Annotated in this window: 24 protein-coding genes; 7 read left to right on the top strand and 17 right to left on the bottom strand. The window is 64.4% G+C overall.

Annotated elements, in window-relative coordinates; translation table 11 throughout:
- Positions 1-78 precede the first annotated feature (78 nt).
- A complete protein-coding gene (locus AC6I6L_RS03615) occupies positions 79-714 on the top strand; it encodes a class I SAM-dependent methyltransferase (RefSeq protein ID WP_497916346.1) in 636 nt (211 codons plus the stop codon).
- A 161-nt stretch (positions 715-875) separates the two neighbouring features.
- On the opposite strand, the gene AC6I6L_RS03610 is transcribed toward AC6I6L_RS03615, so the two are convergent.
- Positions 876-1,502: a peroxiredoxin family protein gene (locus AC6I6L_RS03610; RefSeq protein ID WP_497916345.1), complete on the bottom strand. Its 627-nt coding sequence runs from the start codon at positions 1,500-1,502 to the stop codon at positions 876-878.
- Positions 1,503-1,691: 189 nt separating this feature from the next.
- Between AC6I6L_RS03610 and AC6I6L_RS03605 the strand changes: the two genes are divergently transcribed.
- The gene (locus tag AC6I6L_RS03605; protein WP_497916344.1) at positions 1,692-2,372 is read left to right on the top strand and encodes a LysE family translocator; all 681 of its coding nucleotides are present in this window, start codon (positions 1,692-1,694) and stop codon (positions 2,370-2,372) included.
- A 38-nt stretch (positions 2,373-2,410) separates the two neighbouring features.
- On the opposite strand, the gene AC6I6L_RS03600 is transcribed toward AC6I6L_RS03605, so the two are convergent.
- Positions 2,411-3,277 carry an alpha/beta fold hydrolase gene (locus tag AC6I6L_RS03600; protein WP_497916343.1) on the bottom strand — a complete coding sequence of 289 codons (867 nt, stop codon included), beginning with the start codon at positions 3,275-3,277 and terminating at the stop codon, positions 2,411-2,413.
- A 204-nt stretch (positions 3,278-3,481) separates the two neighbouring features.
- Between AC6I6L_RS03600 and AC6I6L_RS03595 the strand changes: the two genes are divergently transcribed.
- Positions 3,482-3,709, top strand: coding sequence for a DUF8119 family protein (locus tag AC6I6L_RS03595; protein ID WP_497916342.1), 228 nt, complete (start codon positions 3,482-3,484; stop codon positions 3,707-3,709).
- A 93-nt stretch (positions 3,710-3,802) separates the two neighbouring features.
- Here the strand turns inward: AC6I6L_RS03595 and AC6I6L_RS03590 are convergent, their stop codons facing one another.
- The 9 genes from AC6I6L_RS03590 to AC6I6L_RS03550 form a co-directional block, all read right to left on the bottom strand.
- The gene (locus AC6I6L_RS03590; protein WP_497916341.1) at positions 3,803-4,264 is read right to left on the bottom strand and encodes a universal stress protein; all 462 of its coding nucleotides are present in this window, start codon (positions 4,262-4,264) and stop codon (positions 3,803-3,805) included.
- 3 nt (positions 4,265-4,267) lie between these two features.
- Positions 4,268-6,004: a sodium:solute symporter family transporter gene (locus tag AC6I6L_RS03585; protein ID WP_497916340.1), complete on the bottom strand. Its 1,737-nt coding sequence runs from the start codon at positions 6,002-6,004 to the stop codon at positions 4,268-4,270.
- Complete coding sequence (locus AC6I6L_RS03580; RefSeq protein WP_497916339.1) at positions 6,001-6,456, bottom strand: DUF4212 domain-containing protein; 456 nt, start codon at positions 6,454-6,456, stop codon at positions 6,001-6,003. Before AC6I6L_RS03580 ends, AC6I6L_RS03585 begins: the two co-directional genes overlap by 4 nt.
- Before the next feature lie 68 nt (positions 6,457-6,524).
- On the bottom strand, positions 6,525-8,501 hold the full coding sequence (gene acs, locus AC6I6L_RS03575) for an acetate--CoA ligase (RefSeq protein WP_497916338.1): 1,977 nt from the start codon (positions 8,499-8,501) through the stop codon (positions 6,525-6,527).
- Positions 8,502-8,809: 308 nt separating this feature from the next.
- A complete protein-coding gene (locus AC6I6L_RS03570; RefSeq protein ID WP_497916337.1) occupies positions 8,810-11,194 on the bottom strand; it encodes a bacterio-opsin activator domain-containing protein in 2,385 nt (794 codons plus the stop codon).
- A gap of 114 nt (positions 11,195-11,308) precedes the next feature.
- Positions 11,309-13,300, bottom strand: a complete 1,992-nt coding sequence (gene acs / locus AC6I6L_RS03565; RefSeq protein ID WP_497916336.1) for an acetate--CoA ligase — start codon at positions 13,298-13,300, stop codon at positions 11,309-11,311.
- A 73-nt stretch (positions 13,301-13,373) separates the two neighbouring features.
- Entirely contained in the window at positions 13,374-15,410 is a 2,037-nt protein-coding gene (locus AC6I6L_RS03560; RefSeq protein ID WP_497916335.1) for a cation:proton antiporter domain-containing protein, read from the bottom strand.
- Positions 15,411-15,531: 121 nt separating this feature from the next.
- Positions 15,532-16,029: a universal stress protein gene (locus AC6I6L_RS03555; protein WP_497916334.1), complete on the bottom strand. Its 498-nt coding sequence runs from the start codon at positions 16,027-16,029 to the stop codon at positions 15,532-15,534.
- Between the two features lie 78 nt (positions 16,030-16,107).
- Positions 16,108-16,533, bottom strand: a complete 426-nt coding sequence (locus AC6I6L_RS03550) for a universal stress protein (RefSeq protein WP_497916333.1) — start codon at positions 16,531-16,533, stop codon at positions 16,108-16,110.
- Between the two features lie 244 nt (positions 16,534-16,777).
- Here AC6I6L_RS03550 and AC6I6L_RS03545 point away from each other — a divergent pair, with 244 nt between their 5' ends.
- Positions 16,778-17,017 carry a hypothetical protein gene (locus AC6I6L_RS03545; RefSeq protein ID WP_497916332.1) on the top strand — a complete coding sequence of 80 codons (240 nt, stop codon included), beginning with the start codon at positions 16,778-16,780 and terminating at the stop codon, positions 17,015-17,017.
- Between the two features lie 85 nt (positions 17,018-17,102).
- On the opposite strand, the gene AC6I6L_RS03540 is transcribed toward AC6I6L_RS03545, so the two are convergent.
- The 5 genes from AC6I6L_RS03540 to AC6I6L_RS03520 form a co-directional block, all read right to left on the bottom strand.
- On the bottom strand, positions 17,103-17,945 hold the full coding sequence (locus AC6I6L_RS03540) for a hypothetical protein (RefSeq protein ID WP_497916331.1): 843 nt from the start codon (positions 17,943-17,945) through the stop codon (positions 17,103-17,105).
- Between the two features lie 48 nt (positions 17,946-17,993).
- Complete coding sequence (locus AC6I6L_RS03535) at positions 17,994-18,776, bottom strand: hypothetical protein (protein ID WP_497916330.1); 783 nt, start codon at positions 18,774-18,776, stop codon at positions 17,994-17,996.
- A gap of 53 nt (positions 18,777-18,829) precedes the next feature.
- Entirely contained in the window at positions 18,830-19,297 is a 468-nt protein-coding gene (locus AC6I6L_RS03530) for a hypothetical protein (RefSeq protein ID WP_497916329.1), read from the bottom strand.
- Positions 19,298-19,299: 2 nt separating this feature from the next.
- Positions 19,300-20,388: a hypothetical protein gene (locus tag AC6I6L_RS03525; protein WP_497916328.1), complete on the bottom strand. Its 1,089-nt coding sequence runs from the start codon at positions 20,386-20,388 to the stop codon at positions 19,300-19,302.
- 191 nt (positions 20,389-20,579) lie between these two features.
- Entirely contained in the window at positions 20,580-21,131 is a 552-nt protein-coding gene (locus AC6I6L_RS03520; protein ID WP_497916327.1) for a GMP synthase subunit A, read from the bottom strand.
- A 194-nt stretch (positions 21,132-21,325) separates the two neighbouring features.
- Between AC6I6L_RS03520 and AC6I6L_RS03515 the strand changes: the two genes are divergently transcribed.
- Positions 21,326-21,463, top strand: coding sequence for a hypothetical protein (locus AC6I6L_RS03515; RefSeq protein WP_497916326.1), 138 nt, complete (start codon positions 21,326-21,328; stop codon positions 21,461-21,463).
- A gap of 125 nt (positions 21,464-21,588) precedes the next feature.
- Here AC6I6L_RS03515 and pan1 read toward each other — a convergent pair whose 3' ends face one another.
- Entirely contained in the window at positions 21,589-22,806 is a 1,218-nt protein-coding gene (gene pan1 / locus AC6I6L_RS03510) for a proteasome-activating nucleotidase Pan1 (protein ID WP_497916325.1), read from the bottom strand.
- A 125-nt stretch (positions 22,807-22,931) separates the two neighbouring features.
- Between pan1 and AC6I6L_RS03505 the strand changes: the two genes are divergently transcribed.
- The gene (locus AC6I6L_RS03505) at positions 22,932-23,195 is read left to right on the top strand and encodes a MarR family transcriptional regulator (RefSeq protein WP_497916324.1); all 264 of its coding nucleotides are present in this window, start codon (positions 22,932-22,934) and stop codon (positions 23,193-23,195) included.
- A 147-nt stretch (positions 23,196-23,342) separates the two neighbouring features.
- On the top strand, positions 23,343-24,491 hold the full coding sequence (locus AC6I6L_RS03500; RefSeq protein ID WP_497916323.1) for a M56 family metallopeptidase: 1,149 nt from the start codon (positions 23,343-23,345) through the stop codon (positions 24,489-24,491).
- Positions 24,492-24,542: the final 51 nt, after the last annotated feature.

Below are 24,542 nucleotides of genomic sequence, written 5' to 3'. Positions count from 1 at the left end.
GCCTCGGGAAGCGGTACACCAGTGCTGATCACCCACCCGAGGGGAACACCCAAGCGATCGCCGCCCGTGTCCTCGACCGTGACCGACGAGCGCGAGCGGTGGAACGAGAAGTACCGATCGGTCGAGTTCGAACTGCCGGACGCGCCGATTCCGGAACTCGCCCGCCGGATCGAGACGCTGCCGACGGGGCGGGCACTCGACGTGGCGACGGGAACCGGACGCAACGCCTGTTTTCTCGCGGACCGTGGCTATACGGTCGACGCGATCGACATCGCGGACGAAGCGATAGAGCAGGCCCGCAAGCGGGCAACCGCCCGCGGCGTCGACGGGGCGATAACCTGGCACCGGGGCGACATCGCTGACTTCGATTTCGGGACGGAGCGCTACGACCTCATCACGGTGAGTTTCTTTGCGGCGCTCGACCGTCTACCGGACCTGAAAGACGCTCTTGCGCCGGGCGGCGTCCTGGTTTACGACCACCACCTGCGGACGACCGACTCGGTCGAGATCGGCCCGACGAGCGAGCGCCACCGATACCGATCGAACGATCTCCTGCGGGCGTGTCTCGACCTGACGATCCTGTCCTACGAGGAGCGACGGCGGCCGCTTCCGGGCGGCCTCGCGGCGGTCGCGACCCTCGTCGCGCGGAAGTCGACCGGCGGGGCGCAGTCGTATCCGGCGTTTGCCGATCGTGCCGAGACGGATACTCCGTAACGCGGAGAGAAAACCCCCGTGACGCGGAGAGAAAAACCCCGTGACACGGAGAGAAAGACCTCGTGACGCGGAGACTGAACTCCGAAGTGGTCGATCGCTCCGACCACGCCGATCGGTCAGTCCCGTCAGCGATCGCTCGTCGTCCGTCACATCCACAGGGGTCACTCGTCGGTCTCGTCCATCGACTCCGGCTCGACGCCTCGCTCGGCTTCGACAGTCGCTCTGACTCCCGAGATGATATTCGACTGTGACGTCCCGCCTCCGTCGCGCCAGTGAACCTCGCCATCGCCGTCGAGTGCGACTGTGCCGGGGAAGTCATCGTCGTGGTACTCGTCGAAAAGTTCGCCCGATCGATCGATCGCGATCGGCCAGTGGCCGTCGTGTTCTCGCCACCACTCCGCCAGTTCCTCGTTGGTGGGTGTCGCCCCCTGGGTCCAGTCGATGACCGACACGACGAAGACGTCGGCCTCGGGACCGACGTCGAACTCCGCAGCCAGACGATCGTACGCCTCGCCGACGTTTTCGAGATAGCCGATGCTCGTCGGGCAAAACTGCCGGGTGAAGTTGATCAGCGCGACCTGCCCCGACTGGGGGATGGAAACGGTCCCCGCCTCGCTGCCGGGTGCGTCGATCGTCTCGATTTCGAACGGCGGCCCCGAGTCCTCCGCCGGCGCGTCGTCATCGGGCGTCTCGGATTCGGCGTCCGACCCGTCGTCGCGGACCGCGTCGAGACAGCCGGCGTTCACCGTGAGCCCAGCCGTTATAGCGAGAAGGCGTCGACGATTCATCGCCTTCTCATCTCCGGAACGAGGGCGCACGCACACGGCGATCGTACCGTCTCGATGCCGAACGCCTGGAAAGCGGCCATACCCGACCTACGGGCCGATTAAAAATAGGGTCACTGGTTCGTTCGTCAGGAACCGCTCGAAATCACCGGGATTTACTGTCACAGCCCGCTCACACGAACTCGATCAGCAGTGAGTAGCGCCCCCATCACGGCAATCGCCGGCGTCGTCTTCGGGTTGGCACTCGCGGCCCCTCCGGGACCGATGAACGCGATCATCGCTGAAGAGAGCGTCGTCCGGGGCTGGGCCGCGGGCTTCTGGGCCGGACTCGGCGCGATGGCCGCCGACGTGGTCTTTTTCGTCCTCGCACTCGGCGGGGTCGTCACGGTGATCGATCGCTACCCGGCCGTTCGGCCGGCCCTCTATCTCACCGGCGGCCTCCTCATGTGGTACTTCGCCGTCGGCGCGATCCGCGAGGCTCGATCGACCGCCTCGTTCACCGCCAGCGATCAGGCCGCAACGAACGGGTTTCGGAAGACGTTCGCGCTGTCGCTGACGAACCCGTATCAGATCGGGTTCTGGGTGACCGTCGGCGTCGGGTTGCTCCAGCCCGGAAATCTGGACGTCTTTGCACACGCTCCCGGTGCAAATACACTGCTCGAGGGGACGCTCGTCGTCCAGACCGGGTCGCCCGCGCTCCTGCTCGGCTTTTTCGCCGGGATCGCCATCTGGATCGTCGCCTACCCCGCGACGCTGGTCGCGGCGGGTCGCCGCGTCGACGCCTTCGCACCCGTGGTCGCGAGCCTGAGCGCCGTCGTTCTGGCCGGCTTCGGCCTGCTCTTTCTCGTCGTCGGCCTCCTCGGCGTGAGCTGACCCGAGGCGACGAGGCGACCAAAATACGATCCGGCGTGTCAGGCTGGTTCCGGCGTTTCGGCGAAGAATTCGATAAGCGCGTCGGCGACGGCGTCCGGATCGCTGGCGGGACCCATGTGTCCGGCACCCGGAATCTCGCGCATCGTCGCGGACGCGACGTTCTCGGCGACGTGATCGACGCTATCGACCAGCCAGGGATCCGGAATCGATCGGGTTCCTCGAAGGAGCAACACCGAGACCGAAATCGTTGCGAGTGCCGACGGCTCGGTCGGGCTGGGCGCGTCGGGGTCCCCGAGTAGCTGGGCTTCCTCTAAAAACACCGGGACGTTCGGTGCACAGCGTTCCGGGAAGTCGAACGCTCGCACGTCGGCCATCTCGTCTTCGGTCGCGACCCATTCGAGGAACGTTTCGGCAGCGTCGAGAGCCCGATCATCGGAAAGCAGTCGAATCATGCGGTCGATCCGGTTCGACAACCGCTGGCGTTCGTCATCGCCCATCACCTCGAAGACGGGTGGTTCGTAGGTAGCGACGGCGGAGACCGCGTCGGTGCGCGCCGCTGTACCGAGGGCCAGCAGGCCGCCTTGCGACCAGCCGAAGAGTGAAACCGGTTCCCCGAGGCTCTCTACGAATGCCGTCACGTCCTGTAGCCGTCGCTCGCGCGCGAGGTCGGTGCTATGCTCGCTCAATCCGCGGCTTCGTGGACTCATCGCGTAGCACGTAAACCGGTCGGTGAGCGTCGGAAGTAGCGACTCCCAGACGAACTCGCCGTCGGCCATCGCGCCGGGAACGAGAACGAGCGGCGGCCCTGCTCCGTGCACGCGTCCGGCGATTTCAGTCTCGTCGGCGGATCTGGTACGGTGAATTTTCGAGTTGTCGTTTGTGCCAGACGATTGCGTGTCGCCCATACTAGAGATCACCGCCACTGTGCACGTGGTGTGGTGGCGTAGTTCCATCTGGTGACGAAACTGCAGCCCTTTCCCGAATCGCACCGGCCGCACGCGTCGGCTACCGGTGGTCGGCGCGTTCGGCCTTCCCCCGATAGGCTTTTTCGGGTACTCGAGAAACGGCTACACGATGGCCGACGCCTCGATCCAGCGGGTGAGTGAATCGTGATCGATTTCCGGGAGTGGGTCGTGACCGCCCGCGAAGAGCGGTGGGGAATCCTGGCGGACCTGGCCTTTGCGATCATCTGGGTTACGATCGTCGAAATCATCTTTTCGCTGGTCGAGGGCCCAACGTGGGCGTACTATCTGTTCATGCTTACGGGGATTGTCGCTTATTTCGGATTGATCTGGAGTTTCAAACTGGCGATCGCTCAGCAAAACGAGCGCCAATAACGGCTCCGCCGTCCGGGAGCGGCCTCCTCGATCGGCCACGATTCAACAATCCGTAGCGGGCCGATCGATCGACCAAAAAAAAGTCGCCGTCGGTTAGTGATCCGCTCGAGCGTCGACGACGAGAACCGGGATCGTCGTCGACCGGAGCGTTCGTTCCGCGACGCTGCCGAGGAGCGCCCGCCGCACGCCGGAGCGACCGTGGCTTCCCATGACGATGAGGTCGACATCGTGGTCCCGGGCATAGTTGGCGATCATCTCGTGGGGCTGGCCCCCAGAGATGTGTTCGACCGTCGAGAGCCCGCGTGCATCCGCTTGATCGCGGACGTACCCGGTCGCGTCTTCGGCGTCCTCGCGGAGCTCCGTCATGCCCTGGAAGTTCCCCTGTCTGATCCGATCGACCTGTTCTGCGCCCAGACTGTAGGCGACCGCGTCGGTGTCGACGACGTACAGCGCGTGGACCTCGGCATCGTACTGTGCTGCGATGTCGAGTGCGTGTTCGACCGCCAGTTCCGCGACGTCGCTTCCGTCCGTGGGAATGAGTATGCGTTCGTACATGGATCAGTCGTCAGCAGGGGATGGGCCGCCGCTGTTCTTTTCTGCGACCACGTCGGCCGCCGTCTTGTCCTTTGGCATCGGGTCCGGGCTGTGACACTGCCGGACCATCTGTTTCGTCTGGATGGGCGGTTCCGGCGTGACCAGCGAGACGGCGATCGTCACGGCGAAGACGATCGGGACGCCGATTAGTCCGGAGCCGATCGCGGGCATCCACGTTTCGAGGAATCCGATTCCGAAGCCGGGTCCGAAGTGGCCCTCGTTGAACATCGGGATGAGCCAGACGACCAGCCCGGTGATCATCCCGGCGAGTGCGCCCTGTCGGTTCGTGTTCTCCCACCAGAGTCCGAGGAAGAACATCGGGAACAGGACGGTGGCCGCGAGCGAGAACGCAAAGGAGACCAGCGCGGCGATCGGCGCAGTCGGGTCCAGCGCGAAGATGATCGTGAGCACGCCCAGCGCGATGATGCTCAGTCGACCGACCAGAACCTGTTGTTGCTGGGTCGCGTCCTCGTTGATGATGTTCGCGTAGATGTCGTGGGAGATCGCCGACGAACCGGCGATGAACAGTCCGGCGGTCGTCGCGATCGCCGCGGCGATACCGCCCGCCGCGACGAAGCCGACGAGCCAGGAAGGCAGGCCGGCCAGCTGCGACGCCAGCACGACGATGACGTCACCGGCTTCCGCGCTCATACCCGGGTCGCCGTAGGCCGGGCCAACCTCGTTGCTGTAGAGGTCCGTTCCGAACGCGGCGTAGGCGGGTGCCGACAGGTACAGCAGACAGATGAAGCCAAGCCCCCAGGTGCACGACCAGCGGGCGATTCGCTCGTTCTCGACCGTGTAGAACCGGACCAGGACGTGTGGCAGGCCACAGGTCCCGAAGATCAGGCTGAACGCCGTCGCGATCCACAGGTAGTAGCTCCCGCCCGCGAACGGATCGGAGAATTCGGCGCTGAGTTCGCTGATCAGCATGCCGTACTCGAGTTGCGGCAGGACCGTCGAGTAGCCGCTCGCGTAGCCGGTGACCAACAGTCCGATCAGGAACGCGCTGATGAGGATGACGTACTGGATGACCATCGTCTTGGTCGCGCCGAGCATCCCCGATAGCGCGAGGTAGGCGATCGTGATGACCATGAAGATGACCATCATCGCCTGGTAGCCGCTCAGGCCCGGTAGCGCGACGATGTTGTTGGGATCACCGAGAATGTACAGACCGACCAGTCCCATCCCGCGGGCCTGGCCGAGCGCGTAGACGAAGCCGATCAGGAACGTCGTGATCGCGGCGATCGCTCGGGCGGCGTCCGAGTTGAACCGGTCACCGACGAAGTCGGGTGCGGTGTACTTTCCGAACCGGCGCATCTGGGCGGCCAGGAAGATGAGCAGAACGAAGTAGCCGGTCGTCCAGCCGACGACGAACGCCAGCCCGTAGACGCCCGACAGCGCGATCAGCGCCGCCATCCCGAGATAGGAGGCGGCGGACATCCAGTTCGCGCCGATCGCCATGCCGTTTTCGACGTTCCCGATCGAGCGACCGGCGACCCACATGTCGGCGGTGTCGGCGACCTTGTAGAAGACCCCGGCCGCAAGGAACAGGGCCATCATGGCGATGACGATGATCGCAGGGGCCGGCTTGAAGCCGATGTTCAGCCCCTCCGGGAGCAACTCCTCGTCTGCCTGGAGCGGCATGGCCGCGTCGCCCGCCGCTGCGAGGGTGTCGATCGCGGCGATCTCGAGGCCGCTCATCGGTCGGCCCCCCCGTCAGTCGCCGCCGGCTCCTGACCGCTCGTTTCGGTCGGTCCCGCGCCGGTTGCGGTCAGCTGTTCGATGTCGTACTTGTCGTCGATCTGGTCGCGCTTGCGGACGTACCAGACCGACAGCAAGAGCGCGCCGGCCGGCCCGCCGATCGCGATCAGGAAGTAGTGAAGCGGGAAGCCGAGTGCCGGCATCGTCGTCGTCATCACGTCGGGGAAGAGCCGCGTCAACGTGATCGGCCCGAAGACGATGACGGCCCAGAGTGCGAACCCCTTGAGGATAACCCGGTTGTGATCGCGCATAAACGGCGTCGCCGGCTTCAGCAGGTTGATCTCTACGTCCAGGTAGTCGATCTGCTCCTCGCGTTCGACATCCGAGACGCCTCCGTCCGTCTGGAGTTCGGTCGATTCGTCGTTCGTGTCGTGGCTGTTATTATCTCCCATATGTTGGTCCGTTATGGTTGTGTGCGTGCGTGGTCCTGTGCCATTGTCTCAAATAACGGTGAAGGCGATTACTCGCCTTCGACCTGGTCAGCAATCTCGTCGACGACCTCCGGATTCCGCAGGGTCGACGTGTTGCCGAGTTCGTTGCCGCTCGCGATGTCCTCGAGGAGACGACGCATAATCTTCCCCGATCGCGTCTTGGGCAGTTCAGGCGTGAAGAGCACCTCTTCGGGCTTTGCGATCGGCCCGATGGAGTCGAGGATGCCTTCGATAGCCCGCTCTTCGAGTTCGTCGTCGCCTTCGTAGCCGTCTTCGGGGATGGCGTAGACGTAGACCGCCTCGCCTTTGACCTCGTGGTCGCCGCCGACGACCGCGGCCTCGGCAATGCCTTCGACGCCGACGACGGCCGATTCGATCTCCATCGTACCGAGCCGGTGGCCGGAGACGTTGATCACGTCGTCGACCCGGCCGAGGATGGTGATGTAGCCGTCGTCGTCGAGTGCCGCGCCGTCTTCGGGGAAGTAGACCCACTCGTCGGCCTCCTCGTCGGAGTACTCCGCCCAGTACTCCGAGATGAACCGCTCGTCGTTGTTGTAGAGCGTCCGCAACATCCCCGGCCACGGGTTGTTGACCGTGACGTAGCCGGCCTGACCGCCCTCGACCTCCTCGCCTTCCGCGTTGACGACGCGGGCGTCGATGCCGGGCAGCGGCGGCCCCGCGGAGCCGGGTTTCATCGTGTTGATCCCCGGCAGCGTGGTGATCATCATCCCGCCGGTTTCGGTCTGCCACCAGGTGTCGACGATCGGACACTCCTCGCCGCCGATGTGTTTGTAGTACCACTTCCAGGCTCGCGGGTTGATCGGCTCCCCGACGGTGCCGAGCAGGCGAAGCGAGGAGAGGTCGTGGTTCTCCGTGTACTCGGACCCCCACTTCATGAACGCACGGATCGCCGTCGGTGCGGTGTAGAAGATGTCGACCTCGTTCTTCTCGACGATCTCCCAGAGGCGGTCCTTGTCGGGGTAGTCCGGCGTCCCCTCGTACATGACGGACGTCGTCCCCAGCGCGAGCGGGCCGTAGACGATGTAGGAGTGACCGGTGATCCAGCCGATATCCGCCGAACACCAGTAGGTGTCGTCGGCTTCGATATCCAGCACCGCGTGACTCGTCCACGCCGCATACGCGAGGTAACCCCCGGTCGTGTGCTTGACGCCTTTCGGCTGGCCCGTCGTTCCCGACGTGTACATCAGGAACAGCATGTCTTCGGCGTCCCGCGACACCGGCTCGACCGTCGAGCCCTCGTGGTCTGCCACCAGTTTGTCGTAGTCGTGCTGGTTGTCCGCGAGGTCGTGCTCTAACTCGTCACCCAGCCGATCGACGATGACGACGTCGGACACTTCGTGGTCGACGCCCGCGAGTCCCTCGTTGGTCTTTGAGATGTGGTCGAGCGGGTCGCCGCGCCGGTAGTACCCGTCGCAGCTAATCAGGTATTCGCTGTCGGCCGAGTTCATCCGCGTTGCGAGCGCGTCCGCCGAGAAGCCGGCGAAAACGACGCTGTGCGGTGCACCGATGCGGGCACAGGCGAGCATCGCAATCGGCAACTCCGGAATCATCGGCATGTACAGGGTGACGACGTCGTCCTCCTCGACACCGAGGTCCCGAAGCGTCGCGGCGAAATCTTCGACTTCGTCGAGCAGTTTCTCGTAGGTGTAGGTGCGGGTCTCACCGAGTTCGCCTTCCCACTCGATCGCGACGCTGTCGCCGGCACCGTCCGCGACGTGTCGATCGAGGCAGTTGTACGACGCGTTGAGCCGGCCGCCGGTAAACCACTCATAGAACGGCGCGTTGCCGTCCTCGAGGACGGTGTCGTAGGCCTCGTCCCACGTGAGCAAGTCGGCGGCTCGTTCCCAACACTCCGGCCAGTTCTCCTCGAACTCCTCGTAGATCCCCCGGTTGCTGACGTTCGCCTGCTCGACGAACGATTCGGGTGGCTCGAATGCCTCCTGTTCCTCGAGTCGCGCCTCGAGGGTCGCGTCATCCTGTGACATGGTACAACAGACCAGTCTACAACAACAGTAGTAAAGCAACTCTCTAGGTGTACAAAACGAATTTTTAATCCGTATATTTTGAACTCGTATTTTATTACCGTTGTTCTGAAACGATCGAAATTCACGGTCACGAACCGATTTCGACCGCTGCGACCGAACCGAACGCGGACGATCGACGGCGAAACGATCGGGGAGTACGCCTCTCCTGCGTGCGCCGCCCTAGAGGCTTAGATCCGACATCGGAGGCTCGAACGCGACGCTGAAGAGTCGAGGACCACTCCGCGGTTCCGTCTCGGTTGCGATACCGATCACGGCTCCGCGCCCGGATCGTCGAAGAACGTCCGGAGGAGTTCGTGTTGGCCCTTCCGCAGGTGGTTGTGCAGCGTCGGCGAGGAGATTCCCATCGCGTCGGCCACTTCCTCTGCCGTACTCTCGCGCGGCCAGTCGTAGTAGCCGCCGAAGTACGCCGCGCGAAGCGACGCCTCCTGGCGATCGGTCAACCGATCTTCGAGTCCCTCCCGGAACTCGCGGGCCGTCTGGGCCGCCCGCTCGGTCTCGTGTTTCCCGACCAGCGCGGAGTCGGGAAACGCCGACCGAAGACCGTTGACGATCGTCCGGAGGTCGGTTCCGGCCGCACACTCGCCCGTGATCGCCGCGACGCCGTCTTCGACCGTCGCTTCGAGGGCGGTGACGCCGTACTCCGTGAGCGTCAGTGCGGGCGAGGAGCCCTCGACGACGAACTCGACCCGCCAGCCCTCGGCGTCGGTTTCGATCAACCGGGCGTCGACGATTCCGGGATCGTCGGCTGCCCGGTCGAAGACCGCCGCGGGTGAGGCCCCCTCGAGACGAACGTAGTAGAGTTTCGTCGACTCCGAAATCGGAACCAGCGAATCGAGTTCGAACCGACAGTCGAGCGCGCGCGTTGTGTCGACGAAAAACGACCGATCGTCTCGACAGCGGAACTCGACTTCGAGCACGCGATCGGAGAGCAACAGGTTCCGGCGGCGAACCGCCGCGATCGCGTACCCGGCGTGCTGGCCGATCGTCTCGAGCCACGCCCGCTCGGACTCGTCGAACGCTTCCTCGCGATCCGTCGCGACGGTCACCGTCCCGTAGCTTGTCTCACCGTACGAGAGCGCGACGCGGGCGATCGATCCCTCGAACGGGTCGTCGTCGGCTCTCGTACCGTCCTCGTCGGCCCTCGTGTCGCCGTCGTTCCCCCCGCCGTCAACCCGCTCGCCAGCGCTCGCTCTCGCCTGCGCCCCGTCTGCGAGCGGTTCCTCCGGCGACGCCGTGCGCCCGCGGGCGATTCGAACGGTCGACGCGGCGTCCGTCGTCCACTCTCCGTCACACCAGTCGTCGGGGACGAGTCGATCGGCCGCCGCCGAACTGATTCCGCTCGCGGTTCGTAGTCCGCGAGCCCCCTCCGCGACTGTCGTCCGATCGATCCACGCGAAGGCGTAGGCCCCGCCCGCGGTCAGCGCTCGGCAGGTTTCCGCCTCGACTTCCTCGTGGCCGGTTGCAGAGAGCAGCGACTCGGTGAGCCGGCGGTGACAGCGAGCGATCGCACACTCCTCCTCGAGATCCTCGCGGGACGACCGGACGGCTTGGAGCCGATCCTGGTACCTCGAGACGTCGTCGACGAAAACGGCGTACCCGCTTTCGCGAGTCCCGGCCGTTTCGATCGACGAGACGACGACCGCCGCGTGAAACCGCGTGCCGTCCGCCCGAACCAGTTCCAGATCGTCCTCGTACCCTCCCTCGGTTTCGGCGGCCGCCAGAGCGTGGTCCGGAACGCCGCGCTCGACGGCCTCGGCCGTAAACAGCGTCGAGACGTGAGTCCCGACGATCTCGCTGGCCCGGTGGCCGAACGTCGAGGCCGCGCTCCGATTCCACCGATCGACGTACCCCTCGCCGTCGAGTCGGACGATCGCACAGCGATCGGTCGCTCCGAGCAGCGACCGGACCACGGCGTCAGTCCCGACCGCGTCGCTGGGGCCCGCCTGCGATCGCGTCCGCGTCCCCGCCCCCGGTCGCTCGAGCGGGGCACACGCCACGACGATTTCGTCGTCAGTCGGATCGGCCAGATACGGTTCGAGCGCCTCGAAGCTCTGCCACCCGCCGATCGACTTGACGACCCGCGGGTTGATCTCGTAGCCGACGAGCGCGGATTCGGCGAAGTACCGCCGCAAATCACTCGTCGAAGCGCCCGACAGCGACGGCTCGTCGACCCGTTCGCTCGCCCGATCGGCAACCGCCGAAACCAGCATCTGGAGCCGTCGCGCCGTCACGGAAAACACGCGATCGCCCCCGTCGAGCCCGTTGCTTCTCGTGTAGCGGCGGAGATCGCGTTCGACGTGGGACGGCAGGTACGCGACGCGACCATCGCGATCAGTTCGGTCGTGCAGATCGGTTCCGCCCTCCCGGCCGGTCCCGTTGTCGCGATCGCCTCGATCGCGTCCGCCGCGATCGGCCTCGCCGTCCTCGGACGGAACCCACAGGAGATACCGCGGCGGCTCGGACTGGACTCGGTCGATCCCGTCGGCGGTGAGCCGAGTCAGCTCCGCCGGCCTGAGCCCGACCTCGCCACAGAGGCGCACCACGAGCGCCTCGCGGTAGGTCTCGGCCGCGTCGAGGAGCGATTCGTACCGACGACGTGACAGCCCCGACGCGTCGGCCTCCTCGGAACTCATAGTTCGCTCTTTCAGGCGACGCGAACATAATTGTATCGCAGCGCGGACCGGCTTCGAAACGGAGGGGTTAACAGTCGATTTTTCGGCCCGAAATTCCGTTTCGCGATCGCTGAATTACCGAAATGTCTGCTCGGTGTCGCGGATTTCAGCCTGAATCTCACCGACGATTTCGGGGTTCCGGAGCGCACTCGTATCGCCCAGTTCCTCGCCGTTGGCGACGTCGGCCAGCAAGCGGCGCATGATCTTCCCAGATCGCGTCTTGGGGAGTTCCGGCGTGAACACTACCTCGGCGGGGCTGGCGATCGGGCCGATCGTCGATTCGACGGCGTCGACGATCGTCTGTCGAAAGTCGTCCCCGGCGTCGCGATGGCCCTCCGTGGTCACGTAGGCGTAGACGTCGGTGCCGCTGATCTCGTTCGAGCGGCCGACGACAGCCGTTTCCGCGACGCCGTCGACGCCCGCGATCGCGGACTCGATCTCCGTCGTGCTGAGTCGCCGCCCGGAGACGTTGATCACGTCGTCGACCCGCCCGAGGACGGTGAGGTAGCCGTCCTCGTCCATCCGGGCGGCGTCGCCGCTTTCGTACCGCCACTCGCCAGTCTCGGGGTTCGAAAAGCGTTTCCAGTACTCCGCGAGAAACCGATCGTCGCCGTCGTACAGCGTCCGGGCCATTCCGGGCCACGGACGGGCGAGAACGAGGTGGCCCGCTTCGCCGGGGTCGACTTCGGTGCCGGACTCGTCGACGACGCGAGCGTCGATGCCGGGCAGCGCCGGCCCCGCCGCGCCGGGTTTCATCTCGTCGACGCCGGGAAGCGTCGAGACGGCGATGGCTCCGGTTTCGGTCTGCCACCACGTGTCGACGATCGGGCACTCCCCGCCGCCGATGTGCTCGTGATACCACTCCCAGGGGCGCGGACTGATGGGTTCCCCGACGGTCCCGAGCAGTCGAAGCGAGGAGAGGTCGTGCCGGTCGGGGTACTTTTCACCCCATTTCATGAACGCCCGAATCCCCGTCGGCGCGGTGTAGAACACGTCGACGGCGTTTCGATCGATGATCTCCCAGAGGCGATCTCGATCGGGGTAGTCGGGCGTTCCCTCGTACATGACGGTGGTCGTTCCGAGCGCGAGCGGGCCGTAGACGATGTAGGAGTGGCCGGTGATCCAGCCGATGTCGGCCGCACACCAGTAGGTGTCTTCGGGTTTGACGTCCAACACGGCGTGACTCGTCCACGCGACGTGGGCGAGATAGCCGCCCGTGCTGTGGACGACGCCTTTCGGCTCGCCCGTCGTCCCCGACGTATACATCAGAAACAGCATGTCCTCGGCCTCGCGCGGAACGGGGTCGACGGTTTCCCCGGCGAACCGCTCCCGGAGGTCGTGATAATCCCACTCGTCGTCCCCGAGCACGTGGGGCAGATCGTCCCCAAGGCGATCGACCACGACCGTCCTCACGTCCTGGTCTAGCGCGAGGCGGGCGTTGTCGACCTTGCTCTTCTGGTTGAAGGCGTCGCCGCGGCGGTAGTAGCCGTCGCAGGTGAGCAGGTACTCGCTGTCGGCGGCGTCCATCCGGGTCGCGAGCGCGTCGGCCGACAGCCCCGCGAAAACGACCGAGTGGGGGGCTCCGATGCGGGCACACGCGAGCATCGCGACCGGTAGCTCCGGGATCATCGGCAGATAGATCGTCACCACGTCGTCTTCCTCGACGCCGAGATCGCGCAGCGCCGCGGCGAGTTCGTTGACCTCGACGAAGAGGTCCTGATAGGTGTCGGTCTCGCGCCCGCCGCGTTTGCCCTCCCACCTGATCGCGGTGTGGGTCTTCCGGCCCGCCTCGACGTGCCGATCGAGGCAGTTGTACGACGCGTTCAGCCGGCCGCCGTCGAACCAGCGGTAAAAGGGGGCGTCCTCGCCGTCGAGGACGGCGTCGTAGGACGCCTCCCAGCTGAGCAACGAGGCGGCACGCTCCCAGCACTCGGGCCACTCCGTCTCGAACGCGTCAGCGATCCCGTCTTCGGTGACGTTCGCCTGCTCGACGAACGACGCGGGCGGCCGGCGAGGCGATCCGGTGGGGACGACACTGTCCCGTCCCCACCCGTTCCGATCGTCCATATCTCGTCTCGAACGTGGACAGTCGGACGAATAAACGTTCCTCAAGCGAGCAAATCCGACCGACGCCGATCGATCACCGAAACTGGAGGAACCGGCGATCGTCGCCGGGGGCACCGACCGCCGGGTAGACGACGAGGAAGTTTCCGTCCGTCTCCCGCGCCACGAACGCGGGCAGCGTCTGCAACGCCGGGTGCCACCCCATCGTGTCCTGGCGCGCGCTCGCGATGACGACCAGATCGGTGCCCGCCACGTCGTCAGCGAGGCGCTGGCGAAGGGCGTTCCAGCCGCCGACGCGCTCGAACGTCGCCTCCACATCGGCGTCGGAGCGCTCGAACAGTCGTTCGAACTGGCCGGGCCGGTCCTCGACGACGAGTCCCTCCACGGACGCACCCAGTTGCGCCGCGAGGCGATCGATCGCGTGTCTCGCCTCCGGGAAGCCGGCGTTGGACTCGATTCCCGGCGGGAGGACGACCACGAGTCGCGCCGTCGTGTTCAGCGGGTTGCGGACGTGCGAGACGACGACCAGCTGCGTCGTCCGCGTGAGCACCTGATCGATCACGTCACCGAACACCCGCTGGCGGCGCGAGGCCGTCCCGTCCCAGCCGAGAAGCAGGGTCGTGATCCGGTTCTCGTAGGCGGCGCGGACGATCCCCGCCGCAACGTTCCGATCGAGGCGCGTCTGGCCTTCGACGGGGACTTCCGCCCCGGCGGCGTAGGCCGCGCTCTCCTCGGTCGATCGCTCGATGTCTGCAATCGCGGCGTCGGCGTCCCCGTCCGGATTGGCGACGGTAAGGAGGTACAGCGGCTGGGCGCTGGCCTCCTCGCGGAGGTAGACGCCGAGATCGAGGAGTTTCGCGCGGAACACCGAGTCGCGCGAGAAGGGGATCATGATCCGCTGGGGTGCCGACAGCGGGTCGTAGGCGGCCCGCTCCGAGGCGCGGGCGATCGCCCGTCCGTAGCGATCGACGATCGCCGGACTGAGGACGCTGGCGACGAGGATCAACACGATCGTCGCGTTGAGCATGGGTTCCCCGAACAGCCCGCGATCGAAGCCGATCAGGACGATCGCGAGCGCGGCCGCGGCCTGCCCCAGCGAGAGACCGAACATCGTTAGCAGTTCCTCGCGTGGGTAGTCGTAGACGGCCGCGGTGAGCCAGGCTGCGGTATACTTGGTGACGACGACGAGCACGACGAACGCGGCCGCGATCGACAGCGTTTCCGTCCCCGCCGCGAGGACGCGAACGTCGACGAGCATCCCGACCGAGAGCAGGAAAAACGGGATGAACAGCGCGTTCCCGACGAACTCGATTCGGTTCATCAGCGGCCCGCTCTCGGGGATCAGTCGATTCAGGGCGAGACCGGCGAGGAACGCGCCGACGATGTGCTCGACGCCCGCGAGTTCCGCGAGAAACGCACAGCCGAACAGGATCGCCATCACGAACAGGAACTCGAAGTAACTCTCCTGGTCGACAGTCCGGAAGAACCACCGGCCGATCCTGGGCACGAGTACCCAGACGCCCACCAGAAACGCGCTCAACCCGACGGTCAACTCGACCCAGAAGACGGGACCGATCTCGCCGGCATCCGCGGCGACGACGACCGCGAGCACCAGCAACGCGAGCGTGTCCGTGACGATCGTCCCGCCGATCGTGGCCGTGACGCTCTCCGTTTTCGCGATGCCAAAGCGGTTGACGATCGGATAGGCCAGCAGGGTGTGGGAAGCGAAAATCGCGGCGAACAACGCCGCAGCCCCGATCGATAGCCCGAGCAGGGTGTAGCCGACGACCATTCCGATCGCTTGTGGGATCGCAAACGAGAGCACCCCGAAGACGATGCTTCGATCCTTGTACGCGACGAACTGGTCGACGTTGATCTCGAGTCCGGCGACGAACAGCAGGTAGACGATGCCGACCTCCCCGAGCAGGACGATCGTCTCGTCGCGCTCGAGCACGCCGAGACCGTTGGGTCCGATCGCCGCGCCGACGAGGATGATCCCGACGATGCCGGGAACCCGGTAGCGCTGTAACACCAACGGCGCGGTCAGAAACACGAGCATCGCCAGCCCGAAAATGAGGACCGGATCGTCGACGGGCAGCGTCAGCGACTGCATCGGCTCCTGCGTGGCGGCGGTTCCAGTTCGTCGATCGACACGTGCTGGCTCATCGAAGACGCGGTTCGGATTGTCGCCTATTCGATTGTGAGACGGCTACGGGCGGGTGCCGCCCACATACCTAGAACTGACCCGTGGAATCGATATCAGAAATCTCGTCGGGGTCGACTTCCGCGGCGGGGTGGCGAACGACGTACACGTCGTACCGGTGGTCGTTCGCGACGGGGCTGCCGACGCTCGACTGCGGTGCGATCACCGATCCAGCGTTCTCCGAGCCGATGAAGACGACCGAGGCCTCGACCTCCGCGGCAACCCGACGAATCTCGCGAACCACGTTCGTGGTCGCCGTCGCGGTCGGTTCGTCGGAGCTGACCCGCTGGACGCGGAACGTCGCCTCCGGCGCGACCTCGTCGGCCCGCGTCTGGATTCCAGCAGCGATCCCTTCCGGATCGAACGGCTCACCCTGGGTGATCCAGCCGCGATCGACGGCGTACTCGCCGTCGTCGGGAATCACCGTCAGAACGACAACAGCTTGATCCAGCAGTTCACCGAACGTCGACGCCCTCTCGAGTGCGTTCATCGCGAGATCCGATCCATCGAAAGGGACGAGCAGTGTCATAGCGCTATTTCGTACGAGAGTGGTGGTAAATGTTCGCCCTTGCTGGCACGAACTGAGTGACACCCGTCACCGCGGCTGTCACGGTCCGACGACGAGAACCGAGCGATCCGCGTGCCTGAGAACGCCGTCGACCGTACTCCCGAGCAGCGCCCGCCGTAGGTCCGATCCCCCCTTCGCACCGAGAACGATGAGGTCGGCGTCGCATTCGTTTGCGTACGCGACAATCTCATTGGAGGGCACGCCCGATCGAATCGTCGTCTCGACCCGTACTCCGGCGTCCCCGGCAGCGGCGTCGAGCACGTCGAGTGACGCTGCCGCCCGTTCACGGAGGGTCCGCTCGGCCTCCTCCGGGTCGACGATCGCGTTGTCGTACGCTCGTCGCGTTTCGACGACGGAGATGCCGTAGAACGCCGCTTCGCTTTCGGCGGCTAGTTCGATCGCGTGGTCGATCGCCTGCTTCGCGCCATCGCTGCCGTCGGTCGCGACGAGGATCGACTCGTACATACGCAACCGTACTCGTCGCGACGGCAAAGAACTATACCTGATACGAGGTCAGCACGAACGATTGCAAGCTACCGCTCACGTACTCGGTCGACGACGGCGCGTTCGATCGACTGACCACGTACTCGATCGCTTCCCGGCGCGGGGCTGGCTTTCGTCGGTTTCGACCTTCGCGATCGGTGCCGAGACGACTCGCTGCTCGACAGCGAATCGTGACGTTAAACGTGTTCGACTCCAATCTCACGACATGGCCGATGAGGTCCCAGTCAAGCGTCGCGATCTCCTCGTTCTCGTCATGGTCTCCCTTCTCGGGGGCGTTCTCGTCTCGTCGGTACTGCTGTCTCCTGCCTTCTCGATCCAGTATTTCAACGCAGTTATCTCTTCGGCAGTGATGCTTGCGTTTTTCCTGTTCATCCCCGTCATGGGCGTACGGCTGTTCATCGACGACTGGCGAACCGCGAACGGAGCAGACGCCGAGGAGACCTGACGAACCGAACGCGAACGTGCTCGCACCGTAGACGCCCACCGTCTGCCCGCTTCAAGCCGCCCTGTTCAGTCCTTCTTCGGTATCCTCAGTCCTTCTTCGGCATCGTCGAGTAGCGCTTTACGGCGCGCATGTCCGCCCGTTCCGACGGGGGTGGTGCCATCGTGGAGAAGCGCGACGAGTCGCTCGAACCGAGACCTCCCGCTCGCCCCTCTTGCTCGGTGTCGAGCACCCCACCGTCGTCTTCACCGTCGTCGGCCTTCTCACCCCCATCCTCGGCGTCGGTCGTCTCGTCGCTCTCGCCGTCCGCCTTCGATTCGTCCCCCGTCGCGGTCGCAGCTACCGATTCCAGTCGGTCCTGCAGTTGCGACACGTCGTCGCCAAACTGCTCGAACCGATCGGACAGCGTCGATCGCATCCGGTCTTCGAGGCTCGCTGTTTCCGTCTCTTCTGCGTCCGAGGGCGCTGACTCCGACGAGGTTTCGCTGGCGGTCTCGTCAGTCTCTGTCTCGTCACTGACTCGGGCCACCTGCTCGCCGGATGCAATCGCCCCCTCGCTTGCTTCAGCGTCGATCGATTCCCTGAGGCTATCGGTCGCTTCGTCGAGCACGCCGTCGTCAGCTCGATCGGCAAGTTTCGCAAGATTCAACAATCGCCTGAGGTCGTCGACGCGGTCGGGGTCGCCCTTCGCGATCGCTTCGGGAATCGACGCCGGCTCGGTCCCGTCGGGAAGCGTTTCGAGACCGGCCGCGGCGAGCAGGTCCTCCGGCTCCGACGAGTCGAGGAGATCGCTCGCCTCACGGGCCGTCTCGCGAAGCGACCCCACTGCCGATGGATCGTCGTCTGACTCTGCGGTCGAGAGAGCAGTTCCCCCGGCGTCTGCAGCCTGTGCGAGCAGTTCGTCGACTCGGTTCTGAATATGATCGCTCATTGGTGGTCTCGCTGCGCGTGTGTCGTATTCGAAATCGAAACTGGCAGATCACTTCGCTTCCTGCGTCGCCTCGTTCGCTGCCGACGCCGATTCGGCTTCGGCTGGCTCTTCCCCATCGTCCGTCGACTCGTCTCCCTCGTCAGTGACGGTCTCGACGATCCGATCGGTCATTTCTTCCCGACTGAGGTTTGCTTTCACGCCGACGTCTTTCGCGATCGACTGGAGATCCTTGTAGGACATCACCCCGAGGAAGTCCGCCAGCGTGTCGCGCCTGAGATCTTCGATGTCCTCGCCCGACAGATCGGACTCAGATTCGTCCGCTGCTTCGACACTCTCGTCTGTTGTGTCGTCGTCTCCCTCCTCGACGGCGGTATCTTGGTCTCCGACGTCTTCCTCGGCCTCGTCTGTCTCGTCCGCTTCGTCGTCGGCCGCGTCGTCCGCTTCTCCGTCGGATTCCTCGCGATCGAGCACGCCCTCGATCGGACTGCCGTCGGTCGCCCGCTGGGCGAGTGACTCGACGGCCTGCCGCCCGCCGAGTTCGTCGATCCCATCCGTGAGTCCCGCACGGACCGCCGACGTCACGGCAGCGCGAAGCTCTGTGAGCGTGTGGCCCTCCTCGGCTCCCCTCGCGAGCGCCTCGTGGACCTCCCGGCCGACCGCGCCACCGAGTTCCCGACCAGTCTGCTCACCGAATTTTCGACCGACCGCCGCTCCAAGTTCGCCGCCGTCGATCTCGTCTTTCAGATCGCCGTCACCGAGCAATTCGCTGATGCTGACCTGATTCGTCACTTCCTCGGTGACGGCCGCGGTCAACCCGCCATCGTCACTCATCGAAGGCACCTCCCCGCAATCGATCGTCGGTAGGCGGATGCGCCGTCACGGGATTAGGCCTCCTCACCGTCGCCGTTGGCATCGTCCGACTCGGCCTCGTCGTCTTCCTCGGCGGTCGCTGCTTCCTGGTCGCCCTCTTTCGGCTCGTCGCCCTCGCCTTCCGCCTCCGGCGATTCTCCCTCGTCTTCTTCGTCTTCTTCGTCGGCCGCCTCCTCCTCGGTCTCGTCGTCTTCCTCGGTAGCTTCTCCCTCCTCTGTGTCCTCAGCGTCGGCATCTTCTGCGTCGTCTTTCGTGCTGAAGAGTTCCTCGACGACCAGTTGCCCGATCGTTCGCCCGATCGTCTCACCGAGTTTGCGACCGACGATCGCACCGATCTGGGCTCCGAGTGCTTCCCCGAGGGGCTGGTCTTCGTCGATCTGGTCCTCCCACTGGGTGCCCGAGATGAGGTCCTGGATGTCGATACTCTCGGTAATGGCTTCGTAGTCGATACGCTGGGTCATCGATTCGGATTCTTGACTCATAGTTAGGCCTCCGCTTGTGCGCCGTCCTGTTGTTGGTCGCCCGTTTCGCCCCGCTCGTCCGGTTCGAACTGTTCGAGTAGCTGTTGTATCGCGGTGCGAACGATCGTCGCGATGAGTTCTTCGATCGGGAGTCCCGGAACGAGCCCGACGAGTCGTTCTTTCAGCCAGCTAGCCGCACCCGAAAGCTTCGATCGAACCCACTCAACGGCCGCACTGATCCGTCCAGGCTCTCCTGCTGCTTCTTCTTCTTCTCCTGCTTCCTCCTCACCCACATCCTCGATGGGTTCTTCGGCACTGCCGAAGAGACTCCGAAGGAAAGCTCCCGGCTTGCTGACTATCGTGTTGAGCCCCGATCGAACCCGATCGGTCAACGAGCCGAGCCACTCACCTGGCTTGCCGAGCAGTGAGGTGAGTTTGTCGAGCAGCGCACTCGTGCCGTCGAGCAGTCCGGTCACCGCAGACAGCAGATTTCCGAGCAAGTTGTTCTCCCCGGGTCGAGCCGACACGTCAAGCGTGACCGGGTTCAAGTTGACCTCGAGTCCGAGGAGATCGAGAAACAGCCCGTCGAGATCGAGGTGTACTACGCCGGAGGCATCCTCACCCTCGTAAACGTCTTCGGCGTCATCGGCGTGGCCCTCCTCGCGATCGTCCTCGGTGAGATCTCCGGTATCCTCACCGTCCTCTTCGTCCGCTTCGTCTCCGTCGTCTTTAGCCTCACTGGCTTCTTCGTCCGCTTCGTCTTCGTCTTTAGCCTCGCTGGCTTCTTCGTCCGCTTCGTCTTCGTCGTCGATCTGTTCTGTGTCGCTCTCCTCCGCTTGTTCTTCGGTTTCGCGCTCTTCTTCTTGTTCCTCGGTTTCGCTCTCCTCCGTGTCGCTCTCTTCAGTCTGGTCCTCGTCTTCGACTCCCTGTTCTCCCTCGCTCTCCTCGTCCTCCGCTTCCATTTCTGCCTGTGCCTGTCCACCGTCGGTCATCACCCGCCGTGCCGATTGCGCCCGCCGCCGATCGTCGCCCGACGAGCGGCCCGCAGGAGGACCGACCATCACCGACCCCGGACACTCCTCGATGCCGCCATCTCCTAGCCCTGCTGTCATAATTCGAGAAAACAGACGAGCGTCAACGTTGTGGTGGTTTCCCTTGCGTGTGCGACCGATCGATCGCCCGAATTTCCGGATCCTACTCGTTCTTGACAATTATTCTACGGAAAACGGGACGGACGCTATCGCAACAGCTGCAACGATAACACAGTGAGTAGAGAACTGCAGAACCGGACCCACAGCACCCGCTACGATCGGCAGATAGCGAGGAAGTTCTCGAAGATTTCCTCGCCTTCCTCGGTGTGGGCGACCTCGGGGTGCCACTGGACGCCGTAGAGGTCGTGATCGGTGTCGCTCATCGCCTCGACGTCACAGACGTCGCTCCGTGCGGTCAGTTCGAACCCGTCTGGGAGTTCTTTGACCTCGTCAGCGTGGCTCGCCCAGACGCGAGTCTCCGGGTGGAGCGAGCCGGTGAGCGGGTCGTCTTCGTCGACAATGTCGACGTTTACGTCGGCGTAGCCGCCGTACTCGCCACTTCCGACTCGGCCACCCAGTTCCTCTGCGATCAACTGCATCCCCAGGCAGATGCCGAGCACCGGCACGTCCGCCTCGAGGTAGTCGGCCGATCGGCCGATGCGGTCCATATCGGGACCACCCGAGAGGACGACGCCGTCCGCGTCGACGTCTTCGGGGGGTGTTTCGTTGTCGATCAGGTCCGTGTCGACGCCGAGGTCGCGAAGCGCCCGGTGTTCGAGGTGCGTAAACTGCCCGTGGTTGTCCACCACGACGATTCTCGTCATTGGGTGTTCGTAGCTGCTCACCCGGTAAAAACGGTCCGAAAACCGATCTCGGCACACTCGGTCGGACGCCGAGAGCGTGCGGCCCCATCGCGGGTTCCAAACGTCGGCCGCTGGCACCGATCAAAACGCCGAATCGGCCGGGGACGGGTCATCGTTGCGATACGTTTATGGGTTCCTCGGGGGACGATACCGGTATGGCAGTCGATCTCACTGAATTCGAGCATCCGGCGTGGATCACCGCTGCGGGAACCGGCATCGGCTATCTGTTGATCCTCGCGGTGTTGACGGTCGCCCTGTTCGTCGTGCCGTGGCTCGTCTTTGCGACGCTGTAGCCCCGAACTGACACGCTGTCGGACTCCGGGCAGGACCGGTTGGGTCGGTTTCTGTGGAATCGCTGCGGAAGCGGTCGCTGGTACTCGCTGGTATTGTCGATCGCAAAACGACGAACCGATCGCGATCAGGCGAAGGTCTTCGAAATCTCGTCGTTTTCGTCGGTTTCGGCCTGGACTTTCTCCCAGGCGTTCAGGAAGTCTTCCATCCGAATCTCGGTGCGATCGTCGCGGATGGCGAACATGCCGGCTTCCGTACAGACGGCTTTGATGTCGGCACCGGAGGCTTCGGAGGCGTCTTCGGCCAGTTGTCCGAACTCCACGTCGTCGGCCACGTTCATGCCGCGGGTGTGGATCTCGAAAATGATTTCGCGGCCCTCCTGGTTCGGCTTGGGCACTTCGATGAGGCGATCGAACCGGCCGGGACGGAGGATGGCGCGATCGAGCATGTCGAAGCGGTTGGTGGCGGCGATGATGCGGATCTCGCCCCGCTCCTCGAAGCCGTCCATCTCCGAGAGCAGTTGCATCATCGTTCGCTGGACCTCGGCGTCACCGGAGGTCTTCGACTCGGTTCGCTTGGCGGCGATCGCGTCGATCTCGTCGATGAAGATGACGGCGGGTTCGTGCTCGCGGGCGACCTCGAAGAGGTCGCGGACGAGTTTCGCGCCTTCACCGATGAACTTGTGGACCAGTTCCGAGCCGGCCATCTTGATGAAGGTGGCGTCGGTCTGGTTGGCGACGGCTTTCGCGAGCATGGTCTTCCCGGTTCCGGGCGGACCGTGGAGCAAGACGCCACTCGGGGGTTCGATACCCACGTCCTCGAACATGTGGGGCTTTTCGAGGGGCATCTCGACGGTTTCTCGGACCTCCTGCATCTGCTCTTCTAAGCCACCGATGTCCTCGTAGCTGACGTCCGGGCTTTCGGTGACTTCCATGACACGGGCGCGCACGTCCGTCTCGCTCGAGAGGGGCTTGACGATAGAGAGGGAGTTGTTGACGGCGACGCGGGCGTCGGGTTCGAGGTCATCGCGCATCTCCTCAGTGACCTCCGTCAGGGCTTCCTGGTTGTTTCCGTGCTGCTTGATGATGACACCGTCGTCCGTAATCTCCTGGACGGTGGCGACGAACAGCGGCGACTGCTTGAGCTTCTTGTTCTCGTGGGTGAGCCGCTCGAGTTTCTGCTGGTACTTGTTGTTCTCGGCGTTCGCGTCGAGGAGCTTGTCCCGCATCTCCTCGTTTTGCGTCTCGAGGATTTCCAGCCGTTCCTCGAGCGACTGGATTTTCTCCTGTTGGGACGCCTCGTCCTCGTCGTACGGGAGGTCGACGTCGTCCACAGTGTCACTCATTACCCGTGGTTTGGGTGTTGGCTCATAAGAGGCTTCGGGTAGATGCACCGTTGCGGGAGTATAACTGAGATGAATAAAATTAAACAGAAAATATTATCACCTCGTATTCGGAATAGACTGGTAGGATGAGCACATCAGTACAGCAAGAGACCAGCCAGCAGGGGACGTGGGACGACGTGCGCGAGTTGCCGCCGAGCGCGAAACTCGTCGCCAAAGTGCTCGAGTACAACGAGACGATGACCCAACAACAGATCGCCGACGAGACGCTGCTGCCGGCCCGAACGGTCCGCTACGCGCTGAATCGACTGGACGAGGAGAACGTCATCGACTCCCGATTCTCGTTCTCGGACGCCCGCAAACGCCTCTACACGCTCGACATCGACACGTAACCGCCAGTCTCACGCCTACCAGTTTCCACCCCGACACGGGCGCTTTCCCTCGTTCAGTCCCTTCTTTCAGTGTCATACCGATCGTCTACTGCCCGACGATCGAAACTGTTCACAACACTGTTAGGAATCGGAGCCTAATACAGCCGTATGCCACTGTCACCGGATCGACGACTCCAGCTTCGAATCGCCGGTGCGCTCGCGTTAGTGGTCGCGGTCAACGGTGTCGTACTCTCGGTGCTGGCCTGGAGCGGCCACCGCGTCTTATCGGCAAGTGGTCGATCGGTTCCAACCGAGTTCGGACTATCTGTTTCCGTCGGTGCGATCCTCCTCTGTGCGGTCGGCCTCGTCGCACTACAGGCCAGATACGGTTCGCGGACGGTCGTCTCCGGACTCGATCTCGACGCAATCGACGGGACAGACTCCCGCGGCATCGACGGGCGAGTCCGACGGCTGGCGGCCCAGGCGGACGTCCCGGCTCCGTCGGTTGCCGTCGCTGACCGTCCCGAACCGGGCTGTCTGACCGTCGGAACCCAGCGATCGCCCACGATCGTCGTCACCAGCGGCTTGCTCGACCGACTGGACGATGACGAACTCGAGGCGGCGCTCGCACACGAAGTCGCCCACGTCGCAAACCGTGACCTCCCCGTCGTCACCGCCGTCGCCGCAACCGTCGCGATCGGCGATCGATTGCTCGAACGCGAGCGGCGGCTTCGTCGCGTACTCGAGACGACCGTGCTGATCGCGATCGTCACCGGTATCGGGGTCATTATTTTTGCCTTCCCTATCCTGCTACTCGTCATCGTGTATCTCGTCGTGAGCGCCGTTTCGAGGAGTTTGCTCGCCGTAAACGCGATCGCGCTCGGACTGTTCGCGAAGACCCGCGAGTACGCCGCCGATCGGGGTGCAAGCCGGCTCACCGGTAACCCGGCCGCGCTGGCGAGCGCACTCGAGACCCTCGAGAACGATCGGCCGACGCGAGATGCGCGACGCGACGCACGACTGGACGCGACCGCGACGCTCGGCATCGTCGCCCAGCCGCTGTCGTTCCAGTCGAACGATGAATCAGACGGCCAGCACTGGGCAGAGCGGTATTTTCCGAAGCTCTCGTTCGAGGGGCCCGTGGAACCGAACGCCCTGGAGAAGGGTCTGATTCGCCTGGGCGGGTGGGTCTACGTCCGCACCGTTGTCCCGCTGACGGCGCGGATCCGCCGCGTACTCGGGTGGCGACCGCCGACGCACCCGCCGACCGGAGCGCGGGTCGCGCAACTGCGCGATATTCAGCGCCGTCAACACTGATACTCCGTCAGCGCTGATACTTACACCGTCGACCAGCGGCCGATCTCTGTC

It is taken from the genome of Halosolutus sp. DAT137, assembly GCF_059736405.1.
This window is presented reverse-complemented; position numbering and strand designations above follow the sequence as displayed.

What these genes read in the sequence shown, in the direction of transcription:
- AC6I6L_RS03610 (WP_497916345.1), bottom strand. Translation starts at nt 1,502, where the DNA reads ATGAATCGTCGACGCCTTCTCGCTATAACGGCTGGGCTCACGGTGAAC.
- AC6I6L_RS03600 (WP_497916343.1), bottom strand. Translation starts at nt 3,277, where the DNA reads ATGGGCGACACGCAATCGTCTGGCACAAACGACAACTCGAAAATTCAC.
- AC6I6L_RS03590 (WP_497916341.1), bottom strand. Translation starts at nt 4,264, where the DNA reads ATGTACGAACGCATACTCATTCCCACGGACGGAAGCGACGTCGCGGAA.
- AC6I6L_RS03585 (WP_497916340.1), bottom strand. Translation starts at nt 6,004, where the DNA reads ATGAGCGGCCTCGAGATCGCCGCGATCGACACCCTCGCAGCGGCGGGC.
- AC6I6L_RS03580 (WP_497916339.1), bottom strand. Translation starts at nt 6,456, where the DNA reads ATGGGAGATAATAACAGCCACGACACGAACGACGAATCGACCGAACTC.
- acs (WP_497916338.1), bottom strand. Translation starts at nt 8,501, where the DNA reads ATGTCACAGGATGACGCGACCCTCGAGGCGCGACTCGAGGAACAGGAG.
- AC6I6L_RS03570 (WP_497916337.1), bottom strand. Translation starts at nt 11,194, where the DNA reads ATGAGTTCCGAGGAGGCCGACGCGTCGGGGCTGTCACGTCGTCGGTAC.
- acs (WP_497916336.1), bottom strand. Translation starts at nt 13,300, where the DNA reads ATGGACGATCGGAACGGGTGGGGACGGGACAGTGTCGTCCCCACCGGA.
- AC6I6L_RS03560 (WP_497916335.1), bottom strand. Translation starts at nt 15,410, where the DNA reads ATGCAGTCGCTGACGCTGCCCGTCGACGATCCGGTCCTCATTTTCGGG.
- AC6I6L_RS03555 (WP_497916334.1), bottom strand. Translation starts at nt 16,029, where the DNA reads ATGACACTGCTCGTCCCTTTCGATGGATCGGATCTCGCGATGAACGCA.
- AC6I6L_RS03550 (WP_497916333.1), bottom strand. Translation starts at nt 16,533, where the DNA reads ATGTACGAGTCGATCCTCGTCGCGACCGACGGCAGCGATGGCGCGAAG.
- AC6I6L_RS03545 (WP_497916332.1), top strand. Translation starts at nt 16,778, where the DNA reads ATGGCCGATGAGGTCCCAGTCAAGCGTCGCGATCTCCTCGTTCTCGTC.
- AC6I6L_RS03540 (WP_497916331.1), bottom strand. Translation starts at nt 17,945, where the DNA reads ATGAGCGATCATATTCAGAACCGAGTCGACGAACTGCTCGCACAGGCT.
- AC6I6L_RS03535 (WP_497916330.1), bottom strand. Translation starts at nt 18,776, where the DNA reads ATGAGTGACGATGGCGGGTTGACCGCGGCCGTCACCGAGGAAGTGACG.
- AC6I6L_RS03530 (WP_497916329.1), bottom strand. Translation starts at nt 19,297, where the DNA reads ATGAGTCAAGAATCCGAATCGATGACCCAGCGTATCGACTACGAAGCC.
- AC6I6L_RS03525 (WP_497916328.1), bottom strand. Translation starts at nt 20,388, where the DNA reads ATGACAGCAGGGCTAGGAGATGGCGGCATCGAGGAGTGTCCGGGGTCG.
- AC6I6L_RS03520 (WP_497916327.1), bottom strand. Translation starts at nt 21,131, where the DNA reads ATGACGAGAATCGTCGTGGTGGACAACCACGGGCAGTTTACGCACCTC.
- AC6I6L_RS03515 (WP_497916326.1), top strand. Translation starts at nt 21,326, where the DNA reads ATGGCAGTCGATCTCACTGAATTCGAGCATCCGGCGTGGATCACCGCT.
- pan1 (WP_497916325.1), bottom strand. Translation starts at nt 22,806, where the DNA reads ATGAGTGACACTGTGGACGACGTCGACCTCCCGTACGACGAGGACGAG.
- AC6I6L_RS03505 (WP_497916324.1), top strand. Translation starts at nt 22,932, where the DNA reads ATGAGCACATCAGTACAGCAAGAGACCAGCCAGCAGGGGACGTGGGAC.
- AC6I6L_RS03500 (WP_497916323.1), top strand. Translation starts at nt 23,343, where the DNA reads ATGCCACTGTCACCGGATCGACGACTCCAGCTTCGAATCGCCGGTGCG.